The organism is Limnohabitans sp. DM1 (assembly GCF_001269385.1).
Lineage (GTDB): Bacteria > Pseudomonadota > Gammaproteobacteria > Burkholderiales > Burkholderiaceae_C > Limnohabitans_A.
The window spans coordinates 168,431-184,933 of record NZ_CXOO01000011.1 but is presented as its reverse complement, the minus strand read 5'-3'; the positions used below and the strand labels follow the sequence as shown (position 1 = coordinate 184,933).

Below are 16,503 nucleotides of genomic sequence, written 5' to 3'. Positions count from 1 at the left end.
TCATGGCTGCTGTTTACAAATTCAAACCCTACAACGTTGGCCGCTGGGTCATCTGGAGCCTGTTTGCGCTGGTTCTGGTGGCTTCACCCTTGGTGTTCACCAGCAACTTGTCGACCACGATGCTTGCGCAAATGGGCATCGCCATCATCGCTTGCCTGTCCTACAACATTTTGTTGGGACAAGGCGGCATGCTCAGCTTTGGCCACGCGGTCTACACGGGGCTGGGCTCTTACATGGCGATTCACGCGCTCAACGCAGTGAGCGCGGGCAAGCTCAACATACCGGTCAGTTTGCTGCCCATCATCGGTGGCTTGACCGGCATGGGCTTTGCTGTTCTGCTCGGCTGGGTCACCACCCGCAAATCGGGCACAACGTTCGCCATGATCACCTTGGGCGTGGCCGAGTTGGTGTTCGCCATGTCGCTCATGTTTTCGGAGTTCTTCGGGGGTGAGGCGGGCGTCTCGGGCAACCGGGTGGCGGGGCAGCCATTTTTTGGCATCACCTACGGCCCGCAAATCCAAGTGTATTACCTGATCGCGGCCTACACCTTTGTGTGTGTGGCGCTCATGTACGCCTTCACGCAAACGCCGCTGGGCCGGATTTTGAACGCCGTGCGCGACAACCCTGAGCGCGTCGAATTCATTGGCTACAACACGCAGCGTGTGCGCTACATGGCGTTCATCATCTCGGGCTTTTTTGCGGGCATCGCGGGCGGGCTAGCATCTCTGAACTTCGAGATCGTGACCGCCGAAGTGGTGGGGGCAGCCCGCTCGGGTGCCTACTTGTTGTTCACCTTTTTGGGCGGTGCGACCTTCTTCTTTGGCCCCATCATCGGCGCGGTTCTCATGATCATCGCCTTTGTGATGTTGTCCGAGCTGACCAAAGCCTGGCTGCTCTACTTGGGCTTGGTGTTCCTGTTCATGGTCATGTATGCGCCGGGCGGTATTGCCAGCCTGATCATGATGAACCTGCGGGTGGCCAAGTTCGGCAAACTGCGCCAGATCTGGACCAGTTACCTGGCACTGGGCCTCACGGGCATCGTCATGCTCGCGGGGGCCGGGGCCATGATCGAGATGGTCTACCACCTGCAGCTCAATTCGGCCTTGGGTGACACCGTCAAGTTCATGGGCGCTACGCTCAACGCCAAGAGCCTGGACAGCTGGTTCGGCTCGGCTTTTGTCATGCTCACCGGCTTGGGTTTGTTTGAGCTGGCCCGCCGGCAGTTTGCCCGCGATTGGGGTGAAATCCAGACCGACATCGAAAAAGAAATCAAGCGAAGGGAAGCGGCCTTATGAGTTACGCCCTCGAACTCCAGGACGTGCGCAAGAACTTCGGCAAGACCGAAATCATCCGCGGCGTGAACCTGGCCGTGCAAGCCGGTGAGCGCGTGGCCGTGATTGGCCCCAACGGCGCAGGCAAGTCCACTTTGTTCAACCTGATCAGCGGCCGCTTTGGCCCCACCAGCGGCGAGATTTTGCTGGGTGGCCAGGCCATCCAGAACAAGACGCCTTACGAGATCAACCGCATGGGACTGTCGCGCAGCTTCCAGATCACCAACATCTTTCCCAAGTTGAGTGTGTTCGAGAACCTGCGCTGCGCTGTGCTCTGGAGCCTCGGCTACAAGTACAGCTTCTTCAAGTTTTTATCCAACTTGAAAGACGCCAACGATCGCACCGACGAGCTGCTGGACATGATCCATCTGGACAAAAAACGCGACGTGCTGGCGGTCAACCTGACCTATGCCGAGCAGCGTGCGCTGGAAATCGGCGTGACCATTGCGGGCGGCTCAGACGTGATCTTGCTGGACGAACCCACGGCCGGCATGAGCAAGAGCGAAACCTCGCGTTTCATCCAGCTCATCAAAGACGTCACCGTGGGCAAAACGCTGCTCACGGTGGAGCACGACATGGGCGTGGTGTTTGGCCTGGCCGACAAGATCGCGGTGGTGGTGTATGGCGAGGTCATCGCCTTCGACACCCCCGAAGCCGTGCGCGCCAACGCCAAAGTGCAGGAGGCTTATTTGGGCTCTCCGGTCGCAGACAGCCAAGCAGGAGGCCACTGATGCTGCAAATCGACAACCTTCATGCCTTTTACGGCAAAAGCCATGTGCTGCATGGCGTCAATTTTGAGGTGGGGCAGGGCGAGATCGTGGCCTTGCTCGGCCGCAACGGCTCGGGCCGCTCCACCACCGCCAAGGCCATCATGGGTTTGGTGGAGTGCGAGGGGCGCATCGACTGGAAAGGCCAGCCTATCCAGGGCAAAAAGGCCTATGAAATCGCCCACTTGGGGCTGGGCTATGTGCCCGAAAACCGCGAAATTTTCCCCAAGCTCACGGTGAGCCAAAACTTGCAACTGGGTCAAAAACGCAGCGGACAAAACGGCCGCTGGTCCTTTGAGGACATGTTCGCCATGTTCCCCCGCCTCAAAGAGCGCGAGCACACTGAAGCTGGCGTGTTGTCTGGCGGAGAGCAGCAAATGCTCACGCTGTGCCGCACCCTGATGGGCGACCCTGATCTGATCATCATCGACGAGCCCACCGAGGGCCTGGCCCCTAAAATTGTGGAGCTGGTGGGCCAATTCCTGCACAGCCTCAAAGCCAAAGGGGTCTCGGTTTTGTTGATCGAGCAAAAACTCACCATTGCCATGAGCATCTCCGACAGGGCGCTGGTCATGGGTCATGGGGCCATCGTCTTCGAGGGCACGCCCGACGAATTGCGGGCCAACGCCTACATCCGCAAGGAATGGCTGGAGGTCTGATTCGGACTTGGGGCCTGTCCACTTGCCCCTTCACCAACCGTCCATGTCACCGTCCCTGTTGCGACAAGATTTTTGCCTTCCGGGCGGTTTTTGTGTCTACAATGCACAAAAACGAACGGTCGTTCTTTTTTAACTTTTCACGCAAAGGAAGTCCAGCATGACAGCTGAATACAAAGTCCACGGTGATGTCGCGGTCATCACGATGATGAACCCGCCCGTCAACGGTTTGGGCCTGTCCACCCGCATCGGCATCACCGATGGTCTGGAGAAGGCCAACAACGACGCATCGGTCAAAGCCATCGTCATCACGGGCGCGGGCAAAGCCTTCTCGGGCGGTGCAGACATCCGTGAATTTGGTTCGCCCAAGGCGATCCAGGAACCCAATTTGCTCAGCGTCATCCGCGCTTGCGAAAATTCGGCCAAGCCCGTTGTGGCAGCCATCCACTCGGTGGTCATGGGCGGCGGTCTGGAGTTGGCGCTCGGCTGCCACTACCGCATCGCATCACCCGGCACCAGCGTGGCCCTGCCCGAAGTCAAGCTGGGTCTGATTCCTGGCGCGGGCGGCACGCAGCGCCTGCCCCGCGTGATCGGTGTCGAGCCCGCGCTCAACATGATTGTCAGCGGCGAAGCCATCAAGAGCGAAATGCTGGCCATGTTGCCCGGCCAAAAGCTGTTTGATGCCATGGCCCAGTCGGCCGAAAGCCTGCCTGAAGAAGCACTGGCCATGGCCCGCAAAGTGGCCGCAGCACACGCAGACGGTTCGCCCATGCCCATGGTGCGCAACTTGCCTTGCAAGCACCCCCAAGGTGATGCTTACTTCCAATTTACCCGCAACATGGTCAAGGGCATGGCGAAAAACCTGCCCGCACCCGTCAAGTGCGTGGACGCGGTTGAAGCCGCCACCAAGAAGAAGTTTGAAGAGGGCATGGTCATCGAGCGCGACATCTTCATGAACCTGATGCTCACGCCCGAAAGCCGGGCTTTGCGCCACATCTTCATGGCCGACCGCGCCGCCAGCAAAATTGCCGACGTGCCCGAAGACACGCCCAAGCGCGAGATCAAGTCCGTGGCCGTCATTGGTGCGGGCACTATGGGCGGCGGCATCTCCATGAACTTCTTGAACGCGGGCATCCCCGTCAAGATGCTGGAGATGAAGCAAGAAGCCCTGGACCGTGGCGTGGCCACCATCCGCAAAAACTACGAAGCCCAGGTCAAAAAAGGCAAGCTCAAACAAGAGAAGTACGACGAGCGCATGGCGCTGTTGTCCACCACGCTGAGCTACGACGAGATCGGCCAGGCCGACCTGGTGATCGAAGCCGTGTTCGAAGAAATGGGCGTGAAAGAAGCCGTCTTCAAGAAGCTCGACGAAGTGATGAAGCCCGGCGCAATTTTGGCCTCCAACACCTCCACCCTGGATGTGAACAAGATCGCCAGCTTCACCAAGCGTCCACAAGACGTGATCGGCATGCACTTCTTCAGCCCGGCCAACGTGATGAAGCTGCTCGAAGTGGTGCGTGGCGCCCAGACCGGCAAAGACGTGCTGGCCACCGTGATGGCCATTGGCAAGAAGATCAAAAAGACCTCGGTGGTCTCAGGCGTGTGTGATGGTTTCATCGGCAACCGCATGATCGAGCAGTACAGCCGCCAGGCTGGTTTCCTGATCGAAGAAGGCTGCACTCCCGCGCAGGTCGACAAGGCTGTCGAGAAGTTCGGCTTCGCCATGGGCCCGTTCCGCATGGGCGACTTGGCTGGCAACGACATTGGTTGGGCGATCCGCAAGCGCCGCTACCAGGAAAAGCCGGGCATGAAGTACAGCAAAACCGCTGACCTGCTGTGCGAGATGGGCCGTTATGGCCAAAAAACCGGCGCAGGCTGGTACGACTACCAAGCTGGCAAGCGCGACGCGATCCCCAGCGCCGTGGTGGTCGAGATGATCGAGAAGCACCGCGCGGCCATGGGCATCACGCCCCGCAAGATTTCGGACGAAGAAATCGTGCAGCGCCTGGTGTACTCCTTGGTCAACGAGGCGGCGCACATTCTGGAAGAAGGCATTGCCAGCAAGGCCAGCGATATCGACATGGTCTACATCACCGGCTACGGCTTCCCGTTCTGGCGCGGTGGCCCCATGAACTACGCCGACACCGTGGGCCTGTTCAATGTGGCCGAAGCCATGAAGCGCTTTGCCAAGAACCCGCACGACGACGCCCAATTCTGGCAACCCGCGCCCCTGCTGGCGCGCTTGGTGGCCGAAGGCAAGACATTCAACTGACTTGGGGTTGAGCGTTCAGTTTGCAGGTTGAGAGTTCAGCGTTCAGCGTTGAGCGTCAAAAGACCAGTTAGCTGCTCGCTCAACGCCTAACGCTCAACGCTCAACGAGCCAATACAAGGATTCAAAATGACCAATGCCGTTATCGTATCTACCGCACGCACCCCTCTGGCCAAGAGCTGGAAGGGCGCTTTCAACATGACCCACGGTGCCACTTTGGGCGGCCACGCGGTGCAACACGCCGTGGCCCGCGCAGGCATTGATGCCGCCGAAGTCGAAGACGTGATCATGGGCTGCGCCACACCCGAGGGCGCCACCGGTGCCAACATCGCTCGCCAGATTGCCCTCAAGGCCGGTTTGCCGATTTCTGTGTCGGGCATGACGGTCAACCGCTTTTGCTCGTCCGGCCTGCAAACCATCGCTTTGGCTGCACAACGCATCATCGCGGGCGAAGGCCAGGTCTATGTGGCCGGTGGCGTGGAAAGCATCTCTTGTGTGCAGCAAGAGATGAACACCCACATGTTGCAAGACTTGGCGCTGGCCAAGATGAAGCCCGAGATCTACTGGAACATGCTGCAAACCGCCGAGCAAGTGGCCAAGCGCTACAAAATCGGTCGCGATGTGATGGACGCGTATGGTGCGGCCAGCCAGCAAAAAGCCTGCGCTGCCCAAGCCGCTGGTTTGTTCAACGACGAAATCGCCCCCATCACCGTCACTCAAGGCGTGATCGACAAGGTCATGGGCATGACCACCAAGCAAGTGACCGTGAGCGTGGACGAAGGTCTGCGCGAAGGCACCACTGTCGAGGCCATCAGTGGCTTGCGCTCAGCTTTGCCCGGTGGCTTGGTCACGGCAGGCAATGCCAGCCAGTTCTCGGACGGTGCAGGCGCTTGCGTGTTGATGGACGAAAAGCTGGCTGAGCAACGCGGTTTGAAGCCCCTGGGCCGATTCCTCGGTTTTGCTGTGGCCGGTTGCGAGCCTGACGAAATGGGCATTGGCCCCGTGTATGCCGTGCCCAAAGCCTTGGCGCGTTTGGGCCTCACCGTGCAAGACATTGACCTGTGGGAACTGAACGAAGCCTTTGCCGTGCAGGTGCTGTACTGCCGCGACAAGCTGGGCATTCCGGCTGACCGTTTGAATGTGAACGGTGGCGCGATTGCCGTGGGTCACCCCTACGGTGTGTCGGGCCAGCGCCTGACGGGCCACGCCCTGATCGAAGGCAAACGCCGTGGTGCCAAGCGTGTGGCGGTGACCATGTGCATCGGCGGCGGCATGGGCGCATGCGGCATTTTTGAAGTGATGTGATGGGGCGTTGAGCGTTGAGCGTGTTGCGTTAGGCGTTGAGCGATAAGCGTTGGGCGTTTGATGGTCTGCCTTGTGCCCAAGGCACAGCATTCACGCTGAACGCTCAACGCCAAATGCTCAAATTGATAACTTAACCTCAACGTTCAACCCAATATGTCACTTCGTCCTACCATTGATTTTTTGCTGCACGACTGGCTGAAGGTCGAAAACCTGCAAAGCCGCGAGCGATTTACCGATCACTCGCGTGAAACCTTTGACGCGGTGCTCGACACCTGCGAGCGCATTGCGCGGGAAAAATACGCCCCTTTCAACCGCCTGGTGGACACACAAGAACCCCACTTTGATGGCGAAAAAGTCATCCTGCCCCAGGCCACACACGACGCGTACAAGGCCTACGCCGAGTCGGGCATGCTCAGCGCTGCGCAAGACTACGAGATCGGCGGCATGCAGCTGCCCTACACAGTCGAAGCCGCAGCCAACGCCTTTTTTGCCATGGCCTCCGTCAGCATCGGCTCGGGCATGCTCACCAGCGGCAACGCCAATTTGCTCATGGTGCACGGCACCGATCTGCAAAAGCATGTGTTTGCGGCCAACGAATTTTCGGGGCGCTTCTCAGGCACCATGTGTCTGAGTGAGCCACAAGCGGGTTCGTCGCTGAGCGACGTGACCACACGCGCCACGCCCGATGGTGAAGGTTTTGAAGACGACGCTTTGGGCGCACGCTACCGCCTCAAAGGCAACAAGATGTGGATTTCCTCGGGCGAGCACGAACTCTCCGAGAACATCATCCATTTGGTGCTGGCCAAGATCCCTGACGCGAACGGCCAGCTGGTGCCGGGTGTCAAAGGCATTTCGCTCTTCATCGTGCCCAAAAAGATGGTGGACACGAATGGACAGCTGACCGGCGAGCGCAACGACGTGGCCCTGGCGGGCTTGAACCACAAATGCGGCTGGCGCGGCACGACCAACACGCTGCTGAACTTTGGCGAGGGCAAGTACCCCGTGCGCGGCAATGCTGGAGCCGTAGGCTACCTCGTCGGCAAGCCCGGCGAAGGCCTGCGCTGCATGTTCCACATGATGAACGAGGCCCGCATCGGCGTGGGCATGGCCGCCACCATGCTCGGCATGGCCGGTTATTACGCCAGCCTCGACTACGCCAAAAACCGCCCGCAAGGCCGACCCACCGGGGCAGGGGGCAAGGACGCGAGCCAGCCCCAAGTGCGCATCATCGAACACGCCGACATCAAGCGCATGTTGCTGGCGCAAAAGGCTTACAGCGAAGGCGCTCTGGCTTTGGCCCTGTACAGCGCCCGTCTGGTGGACGAGCAACACACGGGCACTGCAGAAGACGCCGATGTGGCGCGCCTGCTGCTGGAAGTGCTGACGCCCATCGTCAAGAGCTTCCCCAGCGAATGGTGTCTGGAGGCCAACAGCCTGGCCATCCAGATTCACGGCGGCTACGGCTACACCCGTGATTTCCCGGTGGAGCAGTACTGGCGCGACAACCGTCTGAACATGATCCATGAAGGTACGCACGGCATCCAGGCCATGGACCTGTTGGGCCGCAAGGTCTTGATGGAAAACGGCCGGGGCCTGCAGCTGCTGGCCGAGCGCATGCTGGCCACGGCCGCCAAAGCCGAATCGAATTGGGCCCCGGAAGCGGGAGCCTTGCGCGATGCCCTCCAGCAAGTGAGCCAAGCCACCCAACAAGCCTGGGCGGGTGCCGAGCCTGCGCAAGCCCTGGCCAACGCCGTGCCGTATTTGCAGGCCTTTGGCCACACCGTGATCGCCTGGATCTGGCTCGACGTGGCCAACAGCCTCGGCAACGACAACAGCCCAGCAGCCCAAGGCCGACGCGCCGCTTGCCGCTACTTCTTCCGCTACGAGCTGCCCAAGATCGGGGCTTGGCTGAATGTGGTGCGCAGCCGCGACGCGACTTGCGCCGACTTGCCCGAAGAGGCCTTCTGATGATCCGCCACATCGTCATGTGGAATTTGAAAGACCACGCCGATGGGGCAGACAAAGCGAGCAACCTTGAAAAAGCGAAATCGCTATTGCTCTCATGTGCCCAGGTGGTCCCCGGCATCCGCGCTTTCGAAGTCGCCACCGCCACGCCCGGCATGGACTGCACCAACGATTTGGTCCTCCACATGCTGATCGATGACGCGCAGGTGCTAGCGGCTTACCAAAATCACCCCGATCATCTGGCCATCAAACCCTTCATGAAAGCGGTCGTCCAAGAGCGCCGTTGCATGGATTTCATCGTCGAATAAGACCTACACAACAGGAGCACCACATGGCACGCAGCATTCAGCAACTTTTTGACCTGACCGGGCAAGTGGCCTTGGTCACGGGTGGCTCGCGAGGCCTGGGCCTGCAAATGGCCCATGCCTTGGGCGAAGCCGGCGCCAAGATCATGCTCAGCTCGCGCAAAGCAGCCGACCTGGAAGAAGCCGCTGCTGAGCTGCAGGCCGCGGGCATCGATGCCCGCTGGATCGCTGCCGACTGCGGCAAGGAAGAAGACATTCGACGCCTGGCCACGGAAACCATGGAGCGCATGGGCCCCATCGACATCCTGGTCAACAACGCAGGCGCGACCTGGGGGGCGCCCGCCGAAGACCACCCGGTCTCGGCCTGGGACAAGGTCATGAACCTGAACGTGCGCGGTTATTTCATCCTCTCTCAAGAAGTGGCCAAGCAGAGCTTTATCCCACGCGGGAAAGGCCGCATTCTGAACGTGGCGTCCATCGCGGGTCTGGCGGGCAACCCTTCCCCGATGGAAACCATCGCTTACAACACCTCCAAGGGTGCGGTCATCAATTTCACCCGAGCCCTGGCTGGCGAGTGGGGCGAGCATGGCATCACCGTCAATGCGATCTGCCCAGGGTTTTTCCCCAGCAAGATGAGCCAAGGCCTTTTGGACACCATCGGGGCCGACAACATGGCACAAGCCGCTCCGCTGCGCCGCTTGGGCGACGACGAAGACCTCAAGGGTTTGGCGGTGTTGTTCGCGTCCGACGCAGGCAAACACATCACGGGCCAATGGCTGGCGGTGGACGGCGGCGTGAGCGCCATCATCGGCGGCTGAGCCCTAAGGTTTGAAATGAGCATTCCTTTTGGCGTTCCGATTCCGTTTGTGGACCACTTGGGCATCACATTGGAAAAATTTGAAGACGGCCAATCCGAACTGTGGTTTCCGATGCGTCCGGAAATATTCAACTCTTTTGATGTCGTCCATGGGGGCGCGATCATGACCTTTTTGGACATCGTGCTGGCGGCAGCCGCACGCAGCGTGGAGCCCAGCAACGGTGTTTTCACAATTGAAATGAAGACCAGTTTCATGCAAGCAGCTTCAGCCCCCTTAGGCGGCCGGCTGATTGGTCGCGGCCGCTTGTTGCACCGCACGCGCAAACTCGCCTTCACGGAAGGTGGTGTTTACGACCCCGAGGGGCGTTTGTGTGCACATGCCACCGGAACGTTCAAATATGTGCCCCGTCGGGGCACCGATGCCCTTCACACAGACTGAATCTTTTTGTTCATTTTTACGACCAACCCACAAAGAACGGAAAACAGATGACACTCAATCACCAAATCGTGCTCGACAACCGTCCTCAAGGCGAAGCCACTGTGGCCAACTTCAAACTGGTCGAAGCTCCCATTCCTGCCTTGCAAGAAGGTCAAGTGCTGGTCAAACACCACTACATGAGCCTGGACCCCTACATGCGTGGCCGCATGAACGAGAGCAAGAGCTACGCTGTGCCCCAGCCCCTGGGTCAAGTCATGATTGGCGGCACTGTCGGTGAGGTGGTCGAAAGCCTGCACCCCAAGTTCAAAGCCGGTGACCAAGTGGTGGGTATGGGTGGCTGGCAGGAATACAGCGTGGTGGATGCCAATGTGATCGGCGCGCTGCGCAAGGTCGACACCACCCATGTGCCGCTGTCGCACTACCTGGGCGCTGTGGGCATGCCCGGCGTGACCGCCTGGTACGGCCTGGTCAAGATCATCAACCCCAAAGCAGGCGAGACCGTGACCGTGAGCGCCGCCAGCGGTGCGGTGGGCAGTGCTTATGGCGCATTGGCCAAGGCCCGCGGCTGCCGCGTGGTCGGCATTGCAGGCGGCAAAGACAAGTGTGACTACGTGGTCAAGGAGCTGGGCTTTGACGCCTGCATCGACTACAAGGAGCACAAGGATTACCTGAGCCTGTCCAAGGCGCTGCGCGAAGCCTGCCCGAACGGCATCGACGGTCACTTTGAAAACGTGGGTGGCATGGTGCTTGACGCGGTGATGCTGCGCACCAACGCGTTCGCCCGCATTGCGGTGTGCGGCATGATCGCCGGCTACGATGGCGCGCCCCTGCCCATGGCCAACCCGGCGCTCATTCTGGTCAACCGCATGAAGATCGAAGGCTTCATCGTCAGCGAGCACATGGAAGTCTGGCCCGAAGCCCTGCAAGAACTCGGCACCCTGGTCGGCACGGGCACCTTGCGCCCTCGCGAATCCGTGGCGCAAGGCCTGGCCGCTGCGCCCGAGGCCTTCTTGGGTCTGCTCAAAGGCAAGAACTTTGGCAAGCAGCTGGTCAAACTGATCTGAGGCCAGGCCCCATGTCCGATCTGATCCTGCACCATTACCCCACGTCGCCGTTTGCAGAAAAGGTCCGCCTGATTCTGGGCCTCAAGCAACTGGCCTGGAAGAGCGTGTTCATCCCGATGATCATGCCCAAGCCCGACCTGACGGCGCTCACGGGCGGTTACCGCAAAACGCCGGTGCTGCAGATCGGTGCGGACATTTACTGCGACACGGCACTCATTTGCGATGTGCTGGAGCAGCTGGCCCCCACGCCAACGATCTATCCAGACGCCGTGAAGGGTGCTGCCAGGATCGTGGCGCAGTGGGCCGACAGCGCCTTGTTCACCGCCGCCATGGCCTACAATTTTCAGCCTGCTGGCGTGGCGCAAGTCTTTGCAGGTGCGCCTGCTGAGGGCGTGCAGGCCTTTGTGGCCGACCGCACCGCCATGCGCGGCGGCGCGGCCCGCATGGCGTCTGCCGACGCCACTGGCACGTACAAAAGTTATCTGCGGCGCATCGCCAACATGCTGCACGGGCAAGACTTTTTGTTCGGCGACCAGCCTTGTGTGGCCGATTTTGCGGTCTACCACCCGCTGTGGTTCACGCAAGAACGCACGCCAGTATTGGCCAGCATTTTTGACGCCACGCCCGATATCCCAGCCTGGATGGCCCGCATGCAGGCTATCGGGCACGGCAAGCCCGGCAAATGCAGCGCCGAGGAAGCTTTGCATGTGGCCCGCAGCGCCACGCCTGCGCCTGTGCCCACTGAGGTGTTTCAGGACGATCACGGCATCGCGCTGGGCAGTGCGGTGGTGATCGCGGCCGACAACTTTGGCCTGGAGCCCACCGAGGGCGAGCTGATCGCGGCCACCCGCACCCGTTACACCCTGCGCCGCACCGATGACCGTGCGGGCACCGTCCATGTCCATTTCCCGCGTGTCGGGTTCACACTCAAAAAGGTTTCCCCATGATCGAGAACTTCCAAGGCAAAACCGCTGTGCTGACCGGAGCGGGTTCGGGCTTCGGGCTGGAGTGCGCCCGCATCGGCGCCAAGCTGGGCATGAACCTGGTGCTGGTGGACGTGCAGCAAGACGCACTGGACAAAGCCGAAGCCGAGATGACCGCCCAAGGCGCTCAGGTGCTGGCGCGCAAGGTGGATGTGTCGAATGCGGCGGCCATGGAGCAGTTGGCTGCCGACGTGAAGGCTCGTTTTGGCGCACCACATTTCGTGTTCAACAACGCGGGCGTGGGGGCAGGGGGCCTGGTTTGGGAAAACTCGGTAGCCGACTGGGAATGGGTGCTGGGCGTCAACCTCTGGGGCGTGGTGCACGGCGTGCGCCTGTTCACCCCCATGATGCTCGAAGCCGCCAAGGCCGATCCGGCCTACCAAGGCCACATCGTCAACACCGCCAGCATGGCCGGTTTGCTCACCCCCCCCAACATGGGCATTTACAACGTGAGCAAACACGCTGTCGTGTCTTTGACGGAAACCCTCTACCAAGACTTGCAGCTGGTGTCTGACCAGGTCAGCGCCAGCGTTTTGTGTCCTTACTTTGTCCCTACGGGCATCAGCCAGAGCCACCGCAACCGTCCTGCGGACCTCGCCGCTGACAAGCCGACAGCCAGCCAGTTGATCGGCCAAGCGCAAAGCGATAAAGCGGTTGGAAGCGGCAAAGTGTCGGCTGCCGATGTGGCGCAAAAGGTGTTTGATGCGGTCGCCAAAGACCAGTTCTACATCTACAGTCACCCGCAGGCGCTGGGCAACGTGCAAAGCCGCATGGTGGCGATTGTTCAAGGCATCAATCCGCCCGACCCCTTTGCGGCACGCCCCGAAGTGGGCGAGGGGCTGCGCAAGGCCTTGCGCCAAGCCAGCGCCTGAGTGCAGGGGCGAAAGCCCTGAACGTTCAGTCAGCGGTGAAAGTGCCCCTCAAAGCAGTGGCGTACTTCATGACCCAGCACCGCATGTGACACCTTGTTGCTGGTGATCACCGTGCATTCCTTGCCAGGCACATACCAAATGGCACAAGCCATGGGCGGTGTGATGAACGCTAGTTCACGGCCTGGTTGCAAAGAGCGAATCCGCATGCTTTTGGCGCAGAACTCTGCTGCGTCTGCGCGGACATCCCATTTGATCGAGACGGTGTTCATGATCCGCTGCTCTACGGACAGCGGGGTGAATGTGGGATGACTGGCTTGGTCGCTTTGTTCCACGGTCATGGTTTGACAAGCGCTCAGTGCAACAACAGACAGCAGAAGAGAACCTCCCCGGATAGCCTTTAGAAATTTTGTCTTCGCATTGCTTTGAATTTTCATTTTTAGTGACCCTTATTGCGATTTCCACCAAAATCGCTAACAGTTGCCATTATTTGTTAATTCAAATTCATTGTCAATATTGTAGATTTTCTCTTTTTAGAAAAATTAAGGTTTCAAGTGAATTATTTATAATTTATAGAATCATTTTTTAAAATAAATTTAAGAAACAGCCTGGAGCAGATCGGCCATGCCTGAGAGGTCATGCCTTTCAGCCTTGTGGCAAACTCGCCAGTTTCGCCCTGTACACGATCACAAAGCATGCAAAAAATCCTGGCCCAACTGGCCGCAGAAATCCGAATCCGCCCTGACCAAGTCAAAACCGCCGTGGAATTGCTGGACGGTGGCGCCACCGTCCCTTTCATCGCCCGTTACCGCAAAGAAGTCACGGGCGGCCTGGATGACATCCAGCTGCGCGAGCTGGAGTCGCGTTTGGGCTATTTGCGCGAGCTGGAAGACCGTCGCGCAGCCGTGATCAAGAGCATCACCGAGCAGGGCAAGATGACGCCCGAGTTGCTGGCCGCCATCGACGCGGCACCCACCAAACAAGAGCTGGAAGACCTGTATCTACCCTTCAAGCCCAAGCGCCGCACCAAGGGCATGATCGCCCGCGAGGCCGGGCTGGAGCCGCTGGCCGACAAGCTGTTTGCCGACCCACGCCTTGACCCGCATGCCGAAGCCGCTGCCTTTGTGCTGCCTGCAGGCGCGATTGAAGGGGCCGACTTCACCACCACGGCAGCCGTGCTCGACGGCGTGCGCGATTTGCTGAGCGAGCGCTGGGCCGAAGACGCTTCGCTGGTGCAAGCCCTGCGCGAATGGCTCTGGAACGAGGGCCTGTTCAAAAGCAAACTGGCCGACGGCAAAGACGAGAACAACGCCGATGTGTCCAAGTTCCGCGATTACTTTGATTACGACGAGCCGATTGGCCGCGTGCCTTCGCACCGCGCTTTGGCTGTGTTTCGCGGTCGCGCTTTGGAAATACTCGACGCCAAACTGGTGCTGCCCGTGGAGCCTGAACCCGGCAAACCCAGCATCGCCGAAGGCAAGATTGCCATGCACCTGGGCTGGAGCCATGCGGCCCGCCCCTCGGATGACCTGATCCGCAAATGTGTGGCCTGGACTTGGCGTGTGAAATTGAGCCTGTCCACCGAGCGTGATTTGTTTGCACGCCTGCGCGAAGAGGCCGAAAAAGTCGCCATCAAAGTCTTCAGCGACAACCTGCGCGACCTGTTGCTGGCCGCGCCCGCAGGCCCGCGCGTGGTCATGGGCCTGGACCCGGGCATCCGCACGGGCGTGAAAGTGGCCGTGGTGGATGCCACCGGCAAATTGGTCGACACCTCCACGGTGTACCCACACGAGCCCCGCAAGGACTGGGAAGGCTCGCTCTTCACCCTGGCCAAGCTCTGCGAAAAGCACAACGTCAACCTGATCGCGATTGGCAACGGCACGGCCAGCCGCGAGACGGACAAATTGGCGGGGGATCTGATCAAGCAACTGGCTCGCCTGCGCGATGGCGTCGAGATTCAGAAAGTGGTGGTCAGTGAGGCGGGCGCTTCGGTGTACTCGGCCAGCGAATTCGCCAGTCAAGAAATGCCCGATGTGGACGTGAGCCTGCGCGGCGCGGCATCCATTGCCCGCCGCCTGCAAGACCCGCTGTCTGAGCTGGTCAAGATCGACCCCAAAGCGATTGGTGTGGGCCAGTACCAGCACGACGTGAACCAGAGCGAGCTGGCCAAAACGCTGGACGCGGTCGTGGAAGACTGCGTGAACTCGGTGGGCGTGGACCTGAACACGGCCAGTGTGCCGCTGCTCACCCGCGTGTCGGGTTTGTCGGCCAGCGTGGCCAAGTCGGTGGTGCGCTGGCGTGATGCCAATGGCGTGTTCAAGACCCGCCAGGATTTGCTCAAAGTGACCGGCTTGGGGGCCAAGACTTTCGAGCAAAGTGCGGGCTTTTTGCGCATTCGTGGCGGTGACAACCCGCTGGACATGACGGGCGTGCACCCCGAAACCTACCCGGTGGTTGAGCAGATCATTGTCAAAACCGCCAAGCCCATTCAAGAAATCATGGGCCGCAGCGATGTGCTCAAAACCCTCAAGCCAGAGCTGTTTGCGAACGACAAATTTGGTGCCATCACCATCAAAGACATCTTGGGCGAGTTGGAAAAACCCGGCCGCGACCCGCGACCCGACTTCAAAGTGGCGCGTCTGGCGGACGGCGTGGAAGACATCAAAGACCTGAAAGAGGGCATGACCTTGGAGGGCACCGTGAGCAACGTGGCCCAGTTTGGCGCTTTTGTTGATTTGGGCGTACACCAGGACGGATTGGTCCATGTGAGCCAGCTTGCCAACAAATTCGTGACCGATGCCCGCGAGGTGGTCAAGACCGGCGACATTGTCAAAGTGAAGGTGCTCGAAGTCGACGTGGCCCGCAAGCGCATCAGCTTGACCATGAAACTCGACGCCGCGCCTGCCAGACGCGATGGCCCCCGTGACAACAAGTTTGAAGGGGCAGGGCGGGACAACCGCCAGCGTGGCGGCGGCGGTGGTTACACCTCGCCCCCCGCAGCCGGAGCAGGCTCTGCCATGGCCAGCGCATTTGCCAAGCTGCAGGGCTTGAAGAAATAAGCGCCTTCACTCTGACCCCTCCAAGTCATCCACCGAGATGCATAATTGCACCTTATTTGATGATTGGAGCCTGTGATGCGAACCACCGTGACCATTGACGACCAGCTCTACCAAAGGGCTTTGGAAGTGGCCGACCCGTCCATGGACAAGGCCGATTTGTTTCGCGAGGCCATCAAGGCCTTTGTCCGCACGCAAGCGGCCAAACGTCTGGCCGCACTGGGCGGTACCCAAGTCGATATGCCCGACATTCCTCGACGTGCGCAGGACTTGCCCGCATGACGCCAGTTTTGGTGGACACCTCAGTGTGGGTGGACCATTTCAGGCGCGGCAATGAGGCCTTGGTGCAGTTGCTGGTGCAGGATCGTGTGTTGATCCATCCCTGCATCCTGGGCGAAATCGCTTGCGGCACGCCGCCCCGGCGTGCTCAAACGCTGGCAGATCTGGCATCGCTGCAAGCTGCTCAACAAGCCAGCTTGCCGGAGATGCTGGATTTCATGGAGCGCGAACAGCTTTTTGGGCGCGGTTGCGGCTGGATTGACTTGCAACTCTTGGCCGCCACCTGCCTGAGCGAGGGTGCTGAGCTGTGGTCGCTTGACCACCGCCTCGATGCTCTGGCTGAGCGCTTGGGCCGCGCCTACCGCAGCCCCGTGCACTGAACACCACCGTGAGCCACT

The 16,503-nt window shown here is 60.0% G+C and carries 16 protein-coding genes; 15 read left to right on the top strand and 1 reads right to left on the bottom strand.

Features of this window, described 5'->3' with window-relative positions:
* Positions 1-2 precede the first annotated feature (2 nt).
* The 12 genes from AMM33_RS04100 (at position 3) to AMM33_RS04045 (ending at position 12,773) form a co-directional block, all read left to right on the top strand.
* Entirely contained in the window at positions 3-1,295 is a 1,293-nt protein-coding gene (locus AMM33_RS04100) for a branched-chain amino acid ABC transporter permease (protein ID WP_090139086.1), read from the top strand.
* On the top strand, positions 1,292-2,062 hold the full coding sequence (locus AMM33_RS04095; protein WP_090139084.1) for an ABC transporter ATP-binding protein: 771 nt from the start codon (positions 1,292-1,294) through the stop codon (positions 2,060-2,062). Before AMM33_RS04100 ends, AMM33_RS04095 begins: the two co-directional genes overlap by 4 nt.
* Complete coding sequence (locus tag AMM33_RS04090; protein ID WP_090139082.1) at positions 2,062-2,757, top strand: ABC transporter ATP-binding protein; 696 nt, start codon at positions 2,062-2,064, stop codon at positions 2,755-2,757. Before AMM33_RS04095 ends, AMM33_RS04090 begins: the two co-directional genes overlap by 1 nt.
* 157 nt (positions 2,758-2,914) lie before the next feature.
* On the top strand, positions 2,915-5,026 hold the full coding sequence (locus AMM33_RS04085; protein WP_090139080.1) for a 3-hydroxyacyl-CoA dehydrogenase NAD-binding domain-containing protein: 2,112 nt from the start codon (positions 2,915-2,917) through the stop codon (positions 5,024-5,026).
* A 126-nt stretch (positions 5,027-5,152) separates the two neighbouring features.
* Complete coding sequence (locus tag AMM33_RS04080) at positions 5,153-6,328, top strand: acetyl-CoA C-acyltransferase (protein WP_090139078.1); 1,176 nt, start codon at positions 5,153-5,155, stop codon at positions 6,326-6,328.
* Between the two features lie 153 nt (positions 6,329-6,481).
* Positions 6,482-8,296 (top strand): acyl-CoA dehydrogenase, encoded by a 1,815-nt coding sequence (locus AMM33_RS04075; protein WP_090139076.1) that lies wholly within the window; start codon positions 6,482-6,484, stop codon positions 8,294-8,296.
* Positions 8,296-8,601 (top strand): Dabb family protein, encoded by a 306-nt coding sequence (locus AMM33_RS04070; RefSeq protein WP_090139074.1) that lies wholly within the window; start codon positions 8,296-8,298, stop codon positions 8,599-8,601. Before AMM33_RS04075 ends, AMM33_RS04070 begins: the two co-directional genes overlap by 1 nt.
* 23 nt (positions 8,602-8,624) lie before the next feature.
* The gene (locus tag AMM33_RS04065; RefSeq protein ID WP_090139072.1) at positions 8,625-9,416 is read left to right on the top strand and encodes an SDR family oxidoreductase; all 792 of its coding nucleotides are present in this window, start codon (positions 8,625-8,627) and stop codon (positions 9,414-9,416) included.
* A gap of 15 nt (positions 9,417-9,431) precedes the next feature.
* Positions 9,432-9,854 carry a PaaI family thioesterase gene (locus AMM33_RS04060; RefSeq protein ID WP_090139070.1) on the top strand — a complete coding sequence of 141 codons (423 nt, stop codon included), beginning with the start codon at positions 9,432-9,434 and terminating at the stop codon, positions 9,852-9,854.
* A 47-nt stretch (positions 9,855-9,901) separates the two neighbouring features.
* Positions 9,902-10,918 (top strand): NADP-dependent oxidoreductase, encoded by a 1,017-nt coding sequence (locus AMM33_RS04055; protein ID WP_090139068.1) that lies wholly within the window; start codon positions 9,902-9,904, stop codon positions 10,916-10,918.
* Between the two features lie 11 nt (positions 10,919-10,929).
* Positions 10,930-11,865 (top strand): glutathione S-transferase family protein, encoded by a 936-nt coding sequence (locus AMM33_RS04050; protein WP_090139066.1) that lies wholly within the window; start codon positions 10,930-10,932, stop codon positions 11,863-11,865.
* On the top strand, positions 11,862-12,773 hold the full coding sequence (locus AMM33_RS04045; protein ID WP_090139064.1) for an SDR family oxidoreductase: 912 nt from the start codon (positions 11,862-11,864) through the stop codon (positions 12,771-12,773). Before AMM33_RS04050 ends, AMM33_RS04045 begins: the two co-directional genes overlap by 4 nt.
* A gap of 29 nt (positions 12,774-12,802) precedes the next feature.
* Here AMM33_RS04045 and AMM33_RS04040 read toward each other — a convergent pair whose 3' ends face one another.
* Positions 12,803-13,207 (bottom strand): hypothetical protein, encoded by a 405-nt coding sequence (locus AMM33_RS04040; protein WP_194945228.1) that lies wholly within the window; start codon positions 13,205-13,207, stop codon positions 12,803-12,805.
* 258 nt (positions 13,208-13,465) lie between these two features.
* On the opposite strand from AMM33_RS04040, the gene AMM33_RS04035 reads away from it, so the two are divergent.
* The 3 genes from AMM33_RS04035 (at position 13,466) to AMM33_RS04025 (ending at position 16,485) form a co-directional block, all read left to right on the top strand.
* Positions 13,466-15,829, top strand: a complete 2,364-nt coding sequence (locus tag AMM33_RS04035; RefSeq protein WP_090139060.1) for a Tex family protein — start codon at positions 13,466-13,468, stop codon at positions 15,827-15,829.
* A gap of 75 nt (positions 15,830-15,904) precedes the next feature.
* Positions 15,905-16,108: a type II toxin-antitoxin system VapB family antitoxin gene (locus AMM33_RS04030; protein ID WP_053176160.1), complete on the top strand. Its 204-nt coding sequence runs from the start codon at positions 15,905-15,907 to the stop codon at positions 16,106-16,108.
* Positions 16,105-16,485, top strand: coding sequence for a type II toxin-antitoxin system VapC family toxin (locus AMM33_RS04025; protein WP_090139058.1), 381 nt, complete (start codon positions 16,105-16,107; stop codon positions 16,483-16,485). Before AMM33_RS04030 ends, AMM33_RS04025 begins: the two co-directional genes overlap by 4 nt.
* Positions 16,486-16,503 lie beyond the last annotated feature (18 nt).